At 70.7% G+C, this 16,099-nt stretch carries 15 protein-coding genes; all 15 read right to left on the bottom strand.

Annotated elements, in window-relative coordinates; all coding sequences use genetic code 11:
* Positions 1 to 48: 48 nt before the first annotated feature.
* Positions 49 to 972, bottom strand: coding sequence for an RluA family pseudouridine synthase (locus tag ACOWU6_RS07745; protein ID WP_421075308.1), 924 nt, complete (start codon positions 970 to 972; stop codon positions 49 to 51).
* The gene (gene lspA / locus ACOWU6_RS07740; protein ID WP_282979112.1) at positions 969 to 1,559 is read right to left on the bottom strand and encodes a signal peptidase II; all 591 of its coding nucleotides are present in this window, start codon (positions 1,557 to 1,559) and stop codon (positions 969 to 971) included. The genes ACOWU6_RS07745 and lspA overlap by 4 nt, the downstream gene beginning before the upstream one ends.
* An 8-nt stretch (positions 1,560 to 1,567) precedes the next feature.
* The gene (locus tag ACOWU6_RS07735) at positions 1,568 to 2,200 is read right to left on the bottom strand and encodes a DivIVA domain-containing protein (protein ID WP_282979114.1); all 633 of its coding nucleotides are present in this window, start codon (positions 2,198 to 2,200) and stop codon (positions 1,568 to 1,570) included.
* A 121-nt stretch (positions 2,201 to 2,321) separates the two neighbouring features.
* Positions 2,322 to 2,624, bottom strand: a complete 303-nt coding sequence (locus ACOWU6_RS07730; RefSeq protein WP_271173259.1) for a YggT family protein — start codon at positions 2,622 to 2,624, stop codon at positions 2,322 to 2,324.
* Between the two features lie 37 nt (positions 2,625 to 2,661).
* Positions 2,662 to 3,165 carry a cell division protein SepF gene (locus ACOWU6_RS07725; protein WP_271173260.1) on the bottom strand — a complete coding sequence of 168 codons (504 nt, stop codon included), beginning with the start codon at positions 3,163 to 3,165 and terminating at the stop codon, positions 2,662 to 2,664.
* Between the two features lie 34 nt (positions 3,166 to 3,199).
* Complete coding sequence (locus ACOWU6_RS07720; RefSeq protein ID WP_421075307.1) at positions 3,200 to 3,883, bottom strand: YggS family pyridoxal phosphate-dependent enzyme; 684 nt, start codon at positions 3,881 to 3,883, stop codon at positions 3,200 to 3,202.
* A gap of 3 nt (positions 3,884 to 3,886) precedes the next feature.
* A complete protein-coding gene (gene ftsZ / locus ACOWU6_RS07715) occupies positions 3,887 to 5,062 on the bottom strand; it encodes a cell division protein FtsZ (RefSeq protein WP_271173262.1) in 1,176 nt (391 codons plus the stop codon).
* Positions 5,063 to 5,310: 248 nt separating this feature from the next.
* Positions 5,311 to 6,387: an FtsQ-type POTRA domain-containing protein gene (locus ACOWU6_RS07710; protein WP_421075306.1), complete on the bottom strand. Its 1,077-nt coding sequence runs from the start codon at positions 6,385 to 6,387 to the stop codon at positions 5,311 to 5,313.
* A gap of 5 nt (positions 6,388 to 6,392) precedes the next feature.
* Positions 6,393 to 7,802, bottom strand: a complete 1,410-nt coding sequence (murC, locus tag ACOWU6_RS07705) for a UDP-N-acetylmuramate--L-alanine ligase (RefSeq protein WP_271173264.1) — start codon at positions 7,800 to 7,802, stop codon at positions 6,393 to 6,395.
* Between the two features lie 50 nt (positions 7,803 to 7,852).
* On the bottom strand, positions 7,853 to 8,938 hold the full coding sequence (locus ACOWU6_RS07700; protein ID WP_282979236.1) for a UDP-N-acetylglucosamine--N-acetylmuramyl-(pentapeptide) pyrophosphoryl-undecaprenol N-acetylglucosamine transferase: 1,086 nt from the start codon (positions 8,936 to 8,938) through the stop codon (positions 7,853 to 7,855).
* 97 nt (positions 8,939 to 9,035) lie between these two features.
* Complete coding sequence (gene ftsW / locus ACOWU6_RS07695) at positions 9,036 to 10,232, bottom strand: putative lipid II flippase FtsW (RefSeq protein WP_421075305.1); 1,197 nt, start codon at positions 10,230 to 10,232, stop codon at positions 9,036 to 9,038.
* Positions 10,198 to 11,769, bottom strand: a complete 1,572-nt coding sequence (gene murD / locus ACOWU6_RS07690; RefSeq protein ID WP_421075304.1) for a UDP-N-acetylmuramoyl-L-alanine--D-glutamate ligase — start codon at positions 11,767 to 11,769, stop codon at positions 10,198 to 10,200. Before murD ends, ftsW begins: the two co-directional genes overlap by 35 nt.
* Positions 11,751 to 12,863 carry a phospho-N-acetylmuramoyl-pentapeptide-transferase gene (gene mraY, locus ACOWU6_RS07685; RefSeq protein WP_271173268.1) on the bottom strand — a complete coding sequence of 371 codons (1,113 nt, stop codon included), beginning with the start codon at positions 12,861 to 12,863 and terminating at the stop codon, positions 11,751 to 11,753. Before mraY ends, murD begins: the two co-directional genes overlap by 19 nt.
* Entirely contained in the window at positions 12,860 to 14,272 is a 1,413-nt protein-coding gene (locus ACOWU6_RS07680) for a UDP-N-acetylmuramoyl-tripeptide--D-alanyl-D-alanine ligase (protein ID WP_324011767.1), read from the bottom strand. Before ACOWU6_RS07680 ends, mraY begins: the two co-directional genes overlap by 4 nt.
* A 28-nt stretch (positions 14,273 to 14,300) precedes the next feature.
* Positions 14,301 to 16,091 (bottom strand): peptidoglycan D,D-transpeptidase FtsI family protein, encoded by a 1,791-nt coding sequence (locus tag ACOWU6_RS07675; RefSeq protein ID WP_421075303.1) that lies wholly within the window; start codon positions 16,089 to 16,091, stop codon positions 14,301 to 14,303.
* Between the last annotated feature and the right edge of the window lie 8 nt (positions 16,092 to 16,099).

Raw genomic sequence — 16,099 nt, 5'->3', positions numbered from 1 at the left:
GAGCCGGGGGCGTGTCGGGCGCGCGCCGCCCGAGGGCGGGCGACGGCGCTATTCGCCGCGGAGGACCGCGAGCGCGTGGGCGAGATCCGCGGGGTACTCCGAGGTGAACTGCACCCACTCCCCCGATCCGGGATGCGCGAACGCGAGCTCATGCGCGTGCAGCCACTGGCGCGTGAGACCGAGGCGCGCCGAGAGCGTCGGATCCGCGCCGTAGAGGGGGTCGCCGACGCAGGGATGGCGGTGCGCCGCCATGTGCACGCGGATCTGGTGCGTGCGGCCCGTCTCGAGGTGGATCTCGAGAAGCGAGGCGCCGGGGAACGCCTCGATGGTCTCGTAGTGCGTGATGGAGTCCTTGCCGTCCGGAGTGACGGCGAACTTCCACGAATGGCTCGGATGGCGGCCGATCGGCGCGTCGATCGTCCCGGTCAGCGGGTCGGGGTGGCCCTGCACGACCGCGTGGTAGATCTTGTCGACCGTGCGCTCCTTGAACGCGCGCTTGAGCAGCGTGTAGGCGCGCTCGGTCTTCGCCACGACCATGAGCCCGCTCGTGCCGACGTCGAGGCGATGCACGATGCCCTGGCGCTCCGCGGCGCCCGTCGTCGCGACGCGCACGCCCGCGGCCAGAAGGGCGCCCAGCACGGTCGGCCCCTCCCAGCCGAGGGAGGGATGCGCCGCCACTCCCGAGGGCTTGTCGACGACGACGATGTCGTCGTCCTGGTGGACGATGCCCAGCTCGGGCACCTCGACCGGCACGACCCGCGGCTCCTCCTTCGGCTGCCACTCGACGTCGATCCAGGAGCCGGCCGAGACGCGGTCGGACTTGCCGACCGTGACGCCGTCGACCTGCACGCCGCCGGACTCGGCGACCTCGGCGGCGAAGGTCCGCGAGAAGCCGAGCATCTTCGCGAGAGCCGCGTCCACGCGCGTCCCCTCGAGCCCGTCGGGGATCGGCAGCCGCCGGGACTGGCTCACGCGCGCCGTCCTGCGTCGGCGCCCTCGTCATCCGGATGCGCGCCCTCGGCGACGGCGCGGTCCTTCTCGCGCGAGCCGTCGAAGCGGATGCCGACGAGAGTGAGCAGCGCGACCGAGATCATCATCGACACGATGAAGATGTCGGCGACGTTGTAGATCGCGGGAGTGGTCCAGAACCACATCCAGGGCGTCAGGATGAAGTCGACCACGTGGCCCACAGCGAACCCGGGCTCCCGGAACACCCGGTCGACGAGGTTGCCGAGCACGCCGCCGAGCAGCAGGCCGAGCACGACCGCCCAGAGCCGCGAGCGGATGCGCGTGATCGCGAGCCAGACGATCGCCGACGCGACGAGCGCCATGGCGAGGGTGAAGACCCAGGTCACGCCCTCACCGAGGGAGAACGCCGCACCCGGGTTGTAGACGAGGTGCCACTGCAGAGCGTCGCCGACGACGGGAACCGTGCGCCCGGGGTCGAGGCTCTGGATGGCGAGCTGCTTGCTGAACTGGTCGGCGGCCAGCACGACGATCGCGAGGATCGCGATCGTCGTACCGGCCGCCGCCGCACGCAGAGGGGGTCGGCCCGACAAGACGGGCTTTACAGACCGATTGCCGAGACCGGGGTCGAGCTCGCGGGCGTGGCCGACGAGTCGAGGTCCTTGAGCTTGGTCTCGAAGTACGTGCGCAGCTGCTGACGGTAGTCGCGCTCGAACTGGCGGAGCTCCGTGATGCGGCCCTCGAGCGTCTTGCGCTCGCTCTCGAGCTTCGCGTGGATCTCGCGCTGCTTGGCCTCGGCCTCCGAGACGATCTGGCTCGCCTTGGTGTTCGCCTCGCTGACGATCTGCTCGGCCGTGGCCTGGCCCTCGGCGACGTGCTCGTCGTGCAGGCGCTGCGCGCGCTCGATGATGCTCGCGGCGCTCGTGGCGGTCGAGGACACGGCGGGAGCAGCGGCCGGAGCCTCCTGCGCGGGGGCCGGAGCGGCGGGCGCCTCGGCGGCAGGGGCCGGAGCGGCCTCGGCGGCGGGAGCCTCGGCGGCGGCAGGAGCCGGAGCGGCCTCGCCCGACTCGTACTGAGCGAGCTTCGCCTTCAGCTGCTCGTTCTCCTCGATGGTCTTGCGCCACTCGACGACGATCTCATCCAGGAAGTCGTCGACCTCGTCCGGGTCGAAGCCCTCCTTGAACCGGACGTGCTGGAACTGCTTGGTGACGACGTCATCCGGGGTCAATGCCATGGTTTTGGCTCCTCTTTCGATGAGTACTCGGTCGGCGGCCGGGAACGAACCTGGCACGTGTCCGTGTCTGACAGCATAACCGCCGCTCATGGGCGTTGCCGAGCCGCGACCCGGGGAGGGGTCAGAGATAGGTGAGGGTCCGCGTCACCGACAGCAGGATGAAGCAGAGCAGCATCGTGAGCGCGAACGCGAAGTCGATCGCGATCCCGCCGACGCGAAGCGGGGGGATGACTCGCCGGAACATCTTGATCGGAGGGTCGGTGAGCGTGTACGCGATCTCCGCGAGCACGAGCACCGCTCCCTTGGGACGCCACTCGCGGTTGAACATCGGGATGTACTCCAGGATGAGGCGCCCGAAGAGCACGAAGATGTACAGCAGCAGTGCGAAGTTCAGGATCGACGCGATGAGTCCGAGTGCGCTCACAGCGTACGATTCTGCCCGATTCGGCTGTGCGGGGCCGTCACGACTGCGCGAACGGCGCCGACTCGATGTCGGCGTGCGCGATCGCCCCGTCGCCCGAGACGGCGATGTTCTCCGGCGACAGCAGGAAGACCTTGCTCGTGACGCGCTCGATGCGGCCGTACAGGCCGAGCGAGAGGCCGCTCGCGAAGTCGATGAGGCGGCGCGCGTCGGCGTCGCTCATCTGCGAGAGGTTGATGATCACGGGGATGCCGTCGCGGAAGTGCTCGGCGATCGTCTGAGCGTCGCGGTACTGCTTGGGGTGGACCGTGACGATCTCGTTGACCGCGCCGGACGCGGGCTGGCGCACCACGGCGGGGCGACGCAGCGGCGTGACGGGCGCGGGAGCTGCCTCTTCGATGAGCTTCTCCTCTCGGTGCGGACGCTCTTCGCGCACGATGCGCTCTTCGCGCGGCGTGCGGGACTGCGCCGCGGCCTCTTCCTCGTACTCTTCCTCGTCGGCGAGGCCGAGGTAGACCATCGTCTTCTTGAGCGGGTTCGCCATGGCGTCCTCCGTTGTGTTCGCGTCTTGTCCGAGGCTAACCCCGCGCGTCGCGCGGGCCCGTGATTGCGGATCCGATCCGCAGGTGTGTCGCGCCGCAGGCGATCGCCTCGACGAGATCCGCCGACATGCCGGCGGAGATCCAGGTCGCGTGCGGCTCCACCGAGCGCACGCGCGCGGCGTAGCCTGCGAGTCGCTCGAACGCGGCAGCAGGGGCCTCTCCGAGCGGCGCGACGGCCATGACGCCCCTGAGGGCGAGCGACGGCGCCGCGGCGATCCGCTCGGCGAGCGCCTCGATGCCATCCGGCGCGACGCCCCCGCGGGCGGGGTCGTCGGTGAGGTTGATCTGCACGAGGACGTCGAGCGGGCTCTCCCCCGGCTCGGCCGCAGCCTCGAGCGCGTCGACGAGCCGATCCCGGTCGACCGAGTGCACGGCCGAGGCGACCCGGCGAACCGCTCGCGCCTTCTTCGTCTGCAGCTGGCCGATGAAGTGCCAGCGCAGGCCGAGGGGCGCGAGCTCCTCCGCCTTCGCGACGAGCTCCTGCTGGCGGTTCTCGCCGACGTCGACGACCCCGAGCCCGTGCAGGTCGCGCACGAGCGCGGCGGGGTGGAACTTCGTCACGACGATCCGGGTGATCTCCCCGGCGTCGCGCCCCGCCGCGCGTGCGGCATCAGCGATCTGAGCGTCGACGGCCGCCAGACGCTCGGCGAGGCCCGACACGGCCTACTTCAGGAAGTCGGGGATGTCGAGGTCGTCGTCGCCGAACGCCGAGTCGAACCCGCTCGAGTCGGGCAGGACCGGGTTCGTCGCGCCGACGCTGACGGGCTCGCGCTCGGCGCGCGACGTCTCGGCCGCGGGCTTCTCCTCGGTCTTCACGACGGTCGGGAGCGACGCGGGCTTCTGCGGCTCGACGCGCCCGCCGAACGCGGGCACCTCGACGCGCGGCTGAGGCTCGCCGCTGTCGAACCCGGCCGCGATGACCGTGACGCGCACCTCGTCGCCGAGGGTGTCGTCGATGACCGTTCCGAAGATGATGTTGGCCTCGGGGTGCGCGGCCTCCTTGACGAGCTGCGCGGCGTCGTTGATCTCGAAGATGCCGAGGTTCGACCCGCCCTGGATCGACAGCAGCACGCCGTGCGCACCCTCGATCGACGCCTCGAGCAGGGGCGATTCGACGGCGAGCTCCGCCGCCTTGATCGCCCGGTCGGCTCCGCGCGCGGAGCCGATGCCCATGAGGGCGGAACCCGCCCCCTGCATGACCGACTTGACGTCGGCGAAGTCGAGGTTGATGAGACCCGGCGTCGTGATGAGGTCGGTGATGCCCTGAACACCCGCGAGGAGCACCTGGTCGGCCGTCGCGAACGCCTCGACCATGGAGATGCCGCGGTCGCTGATCTCGAGGAGGCGGTCGTTCGGCACGACGATGAGCGTGTCGACCTCTTCCTTCAGGGTCGCGACGCCGAGCTCCGCCTGGTTCTGGCGGCGGCGGCCCTCGAAGGAGAAGGGCTTCGTGACGACGCCGATCGTGAGCGCGCCGATCGACTTCGCGATGCGCGCGACGACGGGCGCGCCGCCCGTGCCGGTGCCGCCGCCCTCGCCTGCCGTGACGAACACCATGTCGGCGCCCGCGAGCGCCTGCTCGATCTCCTCCGCGTGGTCCTCCGCCGCGCGGCGCCCGACCTCGGGATCGGCGCCCGCGCCGAGCCCTCGCGTCAGCTCGCGGCCGACGTCGAGCTTGACGTCGGCGTCGCTCATGAGCAGCGCCTGCGCATCCGTGTTGACCGCGATGAACTCGACGCCGCGAAGCCCGAGTTCGATCATGCGGTTCACCGCGTTGACGCCACCGCCGCCGACGCCGACGACCTTGATCACGGCGAGGTAGTTCTGGTTCTGGCTCATGCCGGCCTCCGTATCGACCCCAGGCTTCACCGGGCCTCAACCTTCACGTTCAAGTAGAGGGTTAAAGTATTGCCCGGTATGTATTTCTTTCGTGCTCGACGCTACGTGCGGCGCGGGCGCCACGCGCGCAATGGATGCGGGCGTGTCGGGAGAAATTCCCGGATTGCCCCGCCCCCTGCTCGCATGTCTCACTTCGGCACGGATTTCGACGCCCAAAACCGCCCGTCGTGAGACACGGTCCAAGGTTGTCAGCGCACGATGATGGTGCCGGGTGCGGAGACGTCGTAGACGGTCGCCCCCTCGGCCAGGGCGCCCTTGAGCGCTCCCTGGAGGGTCGAGACCTTCTCGGACGTGTCGTCGACGCTCCCCCAGATGACCTGCGGGCCGCCATCGCCGAGCGTGAGGGTCACGTCCTCGGGCGACGTCGCCCCCGCGCCCGTGACGCGCGCGCGGAGGTCCTCCGGCAGGGAGCGGAGCACCTGGCCGACCGCGCGGAACGCGTCGGCGCCTGTCCCGCCCTCCACCTGGATGAGGGGCAGCCCGGCCGGTCGCTCCCCCGCCGTGGCGAGCACGACGCCCGCGGCGTCGACCGTCGTGAAGCCGGCCTCCGACTCGACCACGCCGACCGGCGTGCGCTCGACGACGCGGATGACGAGATCGTGCGGCGGGCGCGCCTCGAGGGTGTAGGTCTCGATGAGCGGGAACGCCACGAGCGCGGCCTTGACCGCGCTCGCGTCGACGAGGGGCAGCGGCTTGCCGAGCTGGTCGGCCAGCGCGGACTCGACCGCCGCGGCTTCGAGCTGCTCGGCACCCTCGATCGAGATCTCCTCGACCGCGAAGAGCGGGCTGTACGCCGCTCCGACGCTCCCGACGACGAGGAGCAGCACCGAGCCGATCCCGATCAGCCACGCGAGACGGCGCCGCCGCGCGCGCACCGTGAACCGGCGCACCTCCGCGCGGAGGGCCTTCCGGCGTGCGCGCGCGGCGCGCCAGACGCCGCGCCATCCGACCCGGTCGTCGTCCGCGCGGCCCGACACCCGGCCCTTCGCCTCGTCGTCGGCGCCGCGTGCGCCCGGCCGAGACCGCTCTTCCGCACGACCGCCGTCACCCGGCTCGGCCGAACCGCCGGAGCGGATCTGCACGATCGGGGCCGTGTCGACGTGATCGCCGGCCGGTGCGCTCGACGCGCGGTTCTCGGAGACGGGCTCGCCGATGCCGAGCCGCTGCATCGCCGAACGCCGTTCGGCGAGCCGGCGCTCCTCGTCGTGAGCCGACGCGTCCTCCTCCGTGCCGGAGGAGGGTGGGAGGGGTCCCGGTCGCCGCATGGCGCCTAGCCTGCTGCGCGGGCGTCCGAGCTCGCGAGGGAGTCGAGCACCTGCGGGATGATCCGGTACACGTCACCGCAGCCGAGGGTGATGACGTAGTCGCCCTCGCGGGCCACGGACGCCGTGTAGTCGGCCGCCTGCTGCCAGTCCGCGACGAAGTGCACGCGCGACGGGTCGTCGAACGCCCCGCTCACGAGCTCGCCCGTGACGCCGGGGATCGGATCTTCGCGGGCGCCGTACACGTCGAGCACGACGGTGTGATCGGCGAGCTCCTCGAGGACTCTGGCGAACTCGCCCGCCATGAGCTTCGTGCGCGAGTAGGTGTGCGGCTGGTGGAGCGCGATGATCCGCCCCTCGCCCACCACGGTGCGCGCGGCCGACAGCGCGGCGGCGACCTCGGTCGGGTGATGCGCGTAGTCGTCGTACACGCTCACCCCGCGCTCGACGCCGTGCAGCTCGAATCGGCGCACGGTGCCGCCGAACGTCTCGACCGCGCGCACCGCGGGTTCGAGGTCGTATCCGAGCGTGAGGAGGACCGCGACGGCTCCGGCCGCGTTGATCGCGTTGTGGCGGCCGGGCACGCCGAGGCGGCCCGAGACACGCTCCTCGCCGTGGACGAGCGTGAACCCGACGGGTCCGTCGGTCTCGATGTCGACGACGCGCACGCCGGCCGACTCGGCCTCGCCGAACGTCACGACGTTCTCGTGGCGCAGTCGCGCCGCGACGCGCTGGGCGCCCGGGTCGTCGGACGAGATGACGACGGCCTCGCGCGCCTCGTCCGCGAAGCGCACGAACGCGTCGTCGAAGGCCTCGTGCGAGCCGTAGTGGTCGAGGTGGTCGGCGTCGACGTTGGTGATGAGCGCGACCGAGGTGTCGTAGAGGAGGAACGTCCCGTCCGACTCGTCGGCCTCGATCACGAAGAGGTCATCGGAGCCGACGCCGCTCGACGCGCCGACCTGCTGGATGACGCCGCCGTTGACGTAGCTCGGGTCGGCGTCGAGCGCGCGCAGGGCGGTCACGATCATGCCCGTCGAGGTCGTCTTGCCGTGCGCGCCCGCGACGGACACGAGGCGACGCCCGCCGATGAGGTAGTGGAGAGCCTGCGAGCGGTGGATGACGGCGAGGCCGCGCTCCTTCGCCGCGAGGAACTCGGGGTTCTCGGGCCAGATCGCGCCCGTGTAGACCACGGTGTCGACGTCGCCGAGGTTCGCGGCGTCGTGGCCGATGTGCACCGTGGCGCCGAGCTCGGCGAGATCGCGCGTGTTCTGGCTCTCCGACCGATCGGAGCCCGAGACGGGGATGCCGGCGGCGAGGAACATGCGGGCGAGGCCCGAGATGCCCGAGCCGCCGATGCCGATGAAGTGCACGGCGCCGATGCGCTCGGGGATGGGGACGGAGAGGTCGGGCTTGATCATGGCCCGTCGAGTCTAAGCCGCGCGCCTGGCATCGGGCTCACGGCGCGCTGTCATGCCCGGGGCCGCTCCGCGAGGGCCCGGTCGAGGTGCGCGATGACGTTCTCGGTCCCGCGACGCGTGCCGGCCCCGTCGGCCGCCGCGGCCATCCGCTCGAGGAGGTCCGAGCGCTGCAGGAGCGGCAGGATGTCGGTGCGCACCTTCTCGGGAGTGAAATCGGCGTCGTCGATGAGGATGGCGGCGCCCGCGTCGACCGCGGATGCCGCGTTGAGCCGCTGCTCGCCGTTGCCCACGGCATACGGCACGTAGACCGCGGGGATGCCGAGCGCGCTGACCTCGCTCACCGTCGAGGCGCCGGAGCGCGACACGATGAGGTCGGCGAGGGCGAACGCGAGGTCCATCCGGTCCACGTAGCGGCGGACCGCGTATCCGGCGACGCCGGGGTCGACCAGGTCGGACTTCTCCCCCGTGACGTGCAGCAGCTGCCATCCGGTGTCGAGGATCTCCTGCCACGACGCGCCGATCGCCTCGTTGAGGCGGCGCGCGCCGAGCGACCCGCCGAAGACGAGCAGGGTGGGCCGGTCGGGGTCGAGGCCGAAGTGCGCTGCGGCCTCCTCGCGCGCGGCAGCCCGGTCGAGGTTCACGATCTCGGGGCGCAGCGGCATGCCCACGACCTCGCCGCGCTTGAGCGGCGTGCCCTCGAATGCGACGCCGACGTGCGCGGCGCCGCGGGCTCCGAGGACGTTCGCGAGACCCGGACGGGCGTTGGCCTCGTGGACGACGTAGGGCACGCCCTCCTTCCGGGCGGCGACGTACGCGGGCGCTGCCGCATACCCCCCGACGCCGAGGACGACGTCGACACCGCGCTCGCGGATGTGACGGCGCACGTCGGCGACGGCCTTCCGCCACTTCGCCGGGAAGCGGAGCGCGTACCCGTTCGGCCGACGCGGGAAGGGAACCTTGTCGACGACGAGCAGCTCGTAGCCGCGCTCCGGCACGAGTCGCGACTCGAGCCCCTCGCGCGTGCCGAGGACGAGGACCTCGTCGGACGCGCTGCGAGCGCGGAGCCCGTCGGCGACAGCGAGAAGCGGGTTCACATGGCCGGCGGTCCCACCGCCGGCGAGGAGGTACGTCGTCACCCCTCGATCCTCCCATGCGCGCAGCGCGCGCCCGGGCACGACCGCACGGACGGGCATGTCCCGGACGTTCACGGAACCCGAGCCCGGAAGGCGCGGGTCAGGCGCGGCGCGCTGGCCGGTCGGGCAGGGTGCGCGCGCACGCGAGGAGCACCCCGGATGCGAGGAGCAACGCGATGAGCGAGGAGCCGCCCGCCGACATGAACGGCAGAGGAACGCCGAGTACGGGGAACACACGGAGCACGACACCGATGTTGATGAGCGCCTGGCCGATGATCCAAACCGTGATGCCGCCGGCCGCGATCTGCACGAAGAGGTCGTCGCTCTTCCGCACGACCCGGAGTGCTGCCCACGCGAGAATGCCGAACAGGCCGAGCACCACGATGCAGCCGATCAGCCCCAGCTCCTCGCCGACGATCGCGAAGATGTAGTCGTCAGCCGCCGCAGGCAGCCAGTCGTACTTCTCCTTCGAGTTGCCGAGGCCGAGCCCGACCAGCCCCCCGCTTGCGATACCCCAGATGCCGTGCAGCGGCTGGTAGCAGTCCTTCAGATAGCACGAAAGGTCATCCGGGTTGAGGAAGGAGAGGATCCGGCCGAGACGATTCTCGCTGGTCACCGCGAGGATGACGACCGCGATCGCACCGACGATGGCAGGAAGAATGAACATCCGGAGTGAGGCACCGGAGAAGAAGACGGCGCCGAGCACGATCAGGACGACGATCATGGCCGTGCCGAGGTCGTGGCCGACGAGGATCATGCCTGCGGCAATCCCGGCAACGGGGATCACTGGTATGAGCACGTGCTTCCACGACCTCAGGAGGTGGCGCTTCGTGTACAGGACAGTGGCGATCCAGAGCACAAGACTGAGCTTGATGAACTCCGACGGCTGAAGACTCACGCCGGCGATGTCGATCCAGTTCCGATTGCCGCCCGCGGCACGGCCGAACAGGATGACGAGAAGCTGGAGCGCGAGCGCGCCGATGAGCGCAGGCCAGGCAAGACGGCCGATCGTCCGGACGGGGAAGCGGCTCACGACGAGCATCAGCGGCACGCCGACGGCCGCGAAGATGAGTTGCGACAGACCACCCTCGAGCGCGTTCTCACCCTGCTGCAGTGAGGTCACTGTGGTCGCTGACGTGATCATGACGATGCCGAATGCTGTGAGCAGCACGACGGTCGACAGGATGAGGAGGAACTCCAGCGGAACCGGCTTGAAGGCCGCGCCGAGCGAGACCCGTGCCGAGAGCGCGCGGCGCTCGGACTCAGCGGCCTTCGGGATCGTCGTCGTGCGGGCCATCCTCGGTCCCCTTCCCCAGACGCTCCCTCACCGCGGCGGCGAAGCGCTCCCCGCGGTCGCCATAGCTGCGGAACTGGTCGAACGACGCCGCCGCCGGTGCCAGGAGCACCGTGTCGCCTGCGACGGCGACCCCTGCGGCGAGCTCCACGACCCGCGCCATGACGTCTTCAGTGTCCGCGTCGTCGACCTCCAAGAGCGGCACCGCCGGCGCGTGTCGCTCGAACGCGTCGCGCACCGCCGAGCGGTCGACGCCGATGACGATCGCGGCGCGCACGCGGGCGCCGTGCTGGGCGACGAGGTCGGAGATGTCGACGCCCTTGAGGAGCCCGCCGACGACCCACACGGCTCCCGGGTAGGCCGCAAGCGACGAGGCAGCGGCGTGCGGGTTGGTCGCCTTCGAGTCGTCCACCCACGTCACGCCGTCGGCGACGCCGACGACCTCGATCCGGTGCGGGTCGAGGCGGAACGACGCGAGCGACGAGCGGATGGCCGCAGGCGGCACATCCAGGGAGCGCGCGAGAGCCGACGCGGCGAGGATGTTCGCCACGACGTGCGGCGCGGCGAGCCCGGCCTCCGCGAGGTCGGCCACGGTCGTGAGCTCGAGCGCCGACGTCCGCCGGTCGTCGAGGAACGCGCGGTCGACGAGGATGCCGTCCACGACGCCGAAGTCGCTCGGGCTAGGGACGCCGAGATCGAAGCCGATCGCGCGCGCTCCCTCCACGACATCCGCGTCCTCGACCATCCGCTGCGTCGCCGCGTCCGACTTGTTGTAGACGCACGCGACGCGCGTGTTGCGGTACACGACCGCCTTCGCGTCACGGTACGCCTCGAACGACCCGTGCCACTCGAGGTGATCGTCGGCGAGGTTCAGGCACACCGACGCGTGCGGGACGGGAGCGCCCGCCTCCGCGCTGCGGCCGAGGTACCAGAGCTGGTGGCTCGAGAGCTCGACGACGAGCACGTCGAATCCCGCGGGGTCGCGCACGGCGTCGAGCACCGGCACCCCGATGTTGCCGCAGGGCGCGGCGCGCAGCCCGCCCTCGACCAGCATCGTGGCCGCGAGTCGCGTGGTCGTCGTCTTGCCGTTCGTGCCCGTGATGAGCACCCAGGCTGCGGGGCTGCCGTCGGGGCGCACGACCTTGTCTCGCACGCGCCATGCGAGCTCGATGTCGCCCCAGAGCGGGACGCCCGCCTCGTCGGCCCACCGGATGACGGGGTGCGACGGCGGGAAGCCGGGTGAGGCGACGACGACCTCGGGAGCGAACGAGACGAGCTCATCGGGGACGACGTCGAGCGGCCCCTCCCACAGGCGCGCGCCGATCACCGGCAGCAGGCGCGCGTACTCCTCCGCCGCGCTCTCCGTGACGACGAGCACCTCGGCACCCAGCTCGGCCAGGGTGTCGGCGACGGAGAAGCCGGTCACCGAGAGGCCGAGCACCGCGACGCGCAGCCCCTTCCAGTCCGCGTGCCAGCTCGTCAGAGCGTCGAGTCGGGTGGTCGGAGCGTCCTGCTCGTTCGTCATACCTTCGAGAGCCATTCGACGTAGAAGAGGCCGACGCCGCTCACGGCGAGCATGCCGGCGATGATCCAGAACCGCACCACGATCGTCACCTCGGGCCATCCGCGCAGCTCGAAGTGGTGGTGGAGCGGGCTCATGAGGAAGAGGCGCTTGCCCTTGGTGGCCTTGAAGTACAGGCGCTGCAGGATGACCGAGCCCGACGACAGAACGAAGAGGCCGGCGATGAGCACGCCCAGCAGCTCCGTGCGGGTGAGGATGGCGAGCGCCGCGACGACGCCGCCGATCGCCATCGACCCGACGTCGCCCATGAAGACCTTCGCCTTGGGCGCATTCCACCAGAGGAATCCGACGAGCGAGCCGACGAAGGCGGCCGAGACGATGGCGAGGTCGAGCGGATCGCGCGCCTGGTAGCAGGCCTGCAGGTACTCGTCGGCCAGCTGCGTCGTCGAGCACGACTGATTGAACTGCCAGAACGCGATGAGGCTGTACGACCCGACGACGAAGATTCCCGCCCCCGCCGCGAGGCCGTCGAGGCCGTCGGTCAGGTTGACGCTGTTCGAGAAGCCCACGCCGAGCAGCGCGAGCCAGGCGAGGTACAGCATCCATCCGAGCACGGGGCCGAGCGCCATGAAGGAGAGCACCGAGATGTCGCGGAAGAACGACACGTAGGCGCTGCCCGGCGTGAGGTTGTAGGTGTCGGCGAAGTTCAGCGACACGATGCCGAACGGGATGACGACGAGCACCTGGCCGACGATCTTCTTCCAGCCCGACAGCCCCGCGTAGTGCTGCATGCGCACCTTGAGGAAGTCGTCGATGAACCCGACGGCGCCGAAGCCGACCATCATCCAGAGCACGAGCCAGCCGGAGACGGTGGGCGGGTTGTAGCCCGTGTACGCACCGATGAGATAGCCGACGATCGTGCCGACGATGAAGACGACGCCGCCCATCGTGGGCGTGCCGCGCTTCAGCTCGTGCTTGGGCGCGTTGAAGTTCTCGCCGTCGGTGCGGATGACCTGTCCCCAGCCCCAGCGGCGGAACGCGCGGAGGAAGAGGGGCGTGAGGAAGAGCGTGAACGCCAGTGAGATCGCCGCGGCCGTCAGAAGTGATCTCACGAGAACGATTCTCCCAGACGATCGCCGAGGAACCTGAGTCCCGCCGAGTTGGACGACTTCACGAGCACCCGATCGCCGTCGCGCAGCTCGCCCTGGAGGTACGCGAACGCCGCCTCGGCGTCCTCGAAGAAGACCGCCTCGTCGTTCCACGACCCCTCGGCCACGGCCGCGAGATAGAGCGGCCGGGCGTCCTGGCCGACGACGACGATGCGCGGGATGCGCAGGCGCACGGCGAGGAGGCCGATCTTGCTGTGCTCCTCGACGGCGTACTCGCCCAGCTCGCTCATCGCGCCGAGCACCGCGACCATCCGCTCGTCCGGTCCCGTGATCTGCGCGAGCGTGCGCAGCGCGGCCTGCATCGAGTCGGGACTCGCGTTGTAGGCGTCGTTGATGATGCGCACGCGCTCGGATCCCATGACCTGCATGCGCCAGCGCTCGGCGAGCTCGACGGTCTCGAGGCGCGCGATCGCGTCGTCGAGCGAGACCCCGAGCGCGGTCGCCGCGGTCGCGGCGGCGAGGGCGTTCTTGACATGGTGGCTGCCGAGCACCTGCAGGTGGAGCGGAAGCGCGGTCTCCCCCGCCGAGATCACGGCATCCGTGCCCGACGCCGTGACACGGAGGTCGGAGGCGCGGACGTCGGCGCCCTCGCCCTCGCCGAACCAGAGGAGGCCGAGGCCCCGCTCGCGCGCGATGCCGGCCATGCTCGCCACACGCGCGTCGTCGATGTTCAGGACGGCCGTGCCGCCGTCGCGGATGGCCGAGACGAGCTCCGACTTGGCCTTCACCGTCGCCTCGATTCCGCCGAATCCGCCCGCGTGGGCCATCCCGACCATGAGCACGACGCCCACGTCGGGCGTCACGAGCCCCGCGAGGCGCGCGATCTGCCCCGAGGCGTCGGCGCCGAACTCGCACACGAGGAAGCGGGTGTCATGCGTGACGCGGAGCATGGTGAGCGGGGCTCCGACCGCGTTGTTGAACGAGCCGACGGGCGCGACCGTCTCGCCCTCTGCGCGGAGGATCGTCGCGAGCATGTTCTTGGTCGTCGTCTTGCCGTTCGAGCCGGTGATCCCGACGACCTGGAGGCGGCCGGCGGCGCGCACGCGGGCGACGACCTCGCGAGCGAGCTCGCCGATCGCGACCACGACATCGGGCACGACGATCTGCGTGATCGGCTCGTCGACGACGCGCTCGACGAGGGCGAGTGCCGCGCCCTGCTCGAGCGCCTTCCCGACGAAGAGGTGCCCGTCGGTCGCCTCGCCGGGCTTGGCGACGAAGACGCCGCCCTCGCGGATGTTCCGCGAGTCGGTGTCGACGACCCCGTCGACCGTCGTCTCGGGAGTGTCGGCGCCGTGCAGGCGCAGCTCTCCGCCGACGGCGGCAGCGATCTCGGCAAGGGACAAAGCGATCATGGAATGGAGATCCTCCGCGCGGTGCGCGTCATTCGGCGAACTTGGGAAGCGGCTCTTCTGTCGTCTCAGACGGCATCACACGGTAGTTCTTCACGACCTGCGTCATCGCCTTCTGCAGGGCGGGAGCCGTGGCCGCAGACGATGTTACCCGCGTCGGCTCGTCGAGCGTGACCATCACGATGTACTCGGGGTCGTCGGCGGGGACCACCCCGACGATGCTCGTGAAGTAGACGCCGGCCTTGTATCCGCCCTTGCCGTCGCTCTTCTGCGCGGTGCCCGTCTTGATGCCGATGCGGTAGCCGTCGACGGCCACCTGGTCGGCGAGGGTGCCCTGCGTCGCGACGTTCTCGAGCAGGCGGATGGTCGTGTCGGCCGCGTCCTCGCTGACCACGCGCTCGGGGTCGCTCAGCTCGGGCTTCTCGACCTCGCCGTCGGCCGTCGTGCACGACTCCACGATGTGGAGGGGCTCGCGCACGCCGCCGTTGGCGATGGTCTGGTAGGCGTTGACGACCTGCGGCATCGTCGTCGTGAACGCCTGCCCGAACGTCGTGGCGTAGTGGCCCTGCGGGCCCCACTGGTCGGGCGGGTAGATCAGCCCGGACTCCTCCCCGGGGAAGCCGATGTCGGTGGGGGTGCCGACGCCGAACTTCTGCAGGTACTCGTAGCGCGTCTCGTCGGGGACGAGCTCGCCGAACTTCGACAGCGCGACGTTCGACGAGTCGATGAGGGCGCCGGTGAGGGTGTAGTTGAACGTGCCGTGCGAGAACGAGTCGCCGACGCGCGCGCCGTTCGGGAAGGTCTCGAACCCCGAGGCGGTCACCGAGCTGGAGGGGGTCACGGCGCCCTGGTCGAGCAGCGTCGCCGCGGTGATGGCCTTGAACGTCGAACCCGGCTCGAACGTGCGGGAGAAGATGCGCGAGTAGCGGTCGTCCTCCTTGCTCGCGCCGAAGTCATTGGGGTCGACCGTGGGGTACTCCGCAGCCGCGCGGACCGCGCCGGTCGCCACCTCGACGACCATGACCGCGCCCGACTGCGCACCCTGGTTCTGGGTCTCCTCCGCGATCATCTGCTGCATGTACCACTGGAGGTCGGCGTCGATCGTGAGCTGCAGGGTGCCGCCGTCGACGGGCGCCTTCGTCGTCTCCGTGCCGGGGATGATGAGCCCGTCCGATCCCTGCTGGTAGCTCAGCGAGCCGTTCTCCGCCTGGAGACACGCGTTCTGCGCGGACTCGTAGCCCGCGAGGGGCTCGCCGTCGGTGCCGACGAACCCGAGGAGGTTCCCCGCCACGGCGCCGTACGGGTAGGCACGCGACTGCACCGGCTCGAAGTGGATGTACGGCAGGCCGAGCGCGAGGATCTTCCGGTACTGCTCGGTCGACAGCTTCTTGCCGAGCGGCGCGTACTCCGAGTCCGGGTTCGCCGCGAGGGCGTCCGAGACGATCTTCTCGATGTCCTCGCCGCTCATCCCGACGATCTCGCCGATCGCGGCGGCGCTCTCCTCCCACCTGACGACGTGCTCCTCGCCGTCCTCGTCCTCGCGCGTGAGGTCCTTCACGTTCTGCGGGTTGAACTGCGCGGCGTACTGCATCGTGCTGCTCGCGAGCACGGCTCCGTTCGCGTCGACGATCGACCCCCGCGTCCCGTACAGCGTCTGCGTCGAGGCGATGCCGCTGTAGGCCGCGCGGTTGTCGAGGTGCTCCTGCGCGTTGACCACCTGGATGTCGACCAGGCGCACGGCGAAGCCGGCCACGACGACGGCGACGAGGGCTCCGGCGACGGCGGTGCGGCGCCTCGCGCTTCGACGGGCCTTCGCGTGCATCTCGCCTC

Source organism: Microbacterium sp. SA156, assembly GCF_049065455.1.
GTDB classification, from domain to species: domain Bacteria; phylum Actinomycetota; class Actinomycetes; order Actinomycetales; family Microbacteriaceae; genus Microbacterium; species Microbacterium barkeri.
This window is presented reverse-complemented; position numbering and strand designations above follow the sequence as displayed.

Excerpts from the sequence above, each read along its gene's own strand:
- ACOWU6_RS07735 (WP_282979114.1), bottom strand. The coding sequence starts at position 2,200 with ATGGCATTGACCCCGGATGACGTCGTCACCAAGCAGTTCCAGCACGTC.
- ACOWU6_RS07725 (WP_271173260.1), bottom strand. The coding sequence starts at position 3,165 with ATGGCGAACCCGCTCAAGAAGACGATGGTCTACCTCGGCCTCGCCGAC.
- ftsZ (WP_271173262.1), bottom strand. The coding sequence starts at position 5,062 with ATGAGCCAGAACCAGAACTACCTCGCCGTGATCAAGGTCGTCGGCGTC.
- ACOWU6_RS07710 (WP_421075306.1), bottom strand. The coding sequence starts at position 6,387 with ATGCGGCGACCGGGACCCCTCCCACCCTCCTCCGGCACGGAGGAGGAC.
- murC (WP_271173264.1), bottom strand. The coding sequence starts at position 7,802 with ATGATCAAGCCCGACCTCTCCGTCCCCATCCCCGAGCGCATCGGCGCC.
- ftsW (WP_421075305.1), bottom strand. The coding sequence starts at position 10,232 with ATGGCCCGCACGACGACGATCCCGAAGGCCGCTGAGTCCGAGCGCCGC.
- murD (WP_421075304.1), bottom strand. The coding sequence starts at position 11,769 with ATGGCTCTCGAAGGTATGACGAACGAGCAGGACGCTCCGACCACCCGA.
- ACOWU6_RS07680 (WP_324011767.1), bottom strand. The coding sequence starts at position 14,272 with ATGATCGCTTTGTCCCTTGCCGAGATCGCTGCCGCCGTCGGCGGAGAG.
- ACOWU6_RS07675 (WP_421075303.1), bottom strand. The coding sequence starts at position 16,091 with ATGCACGCGAAGGCCCGTCGAAGCGCGAGGCGCCGCACCGCCGTCGCC.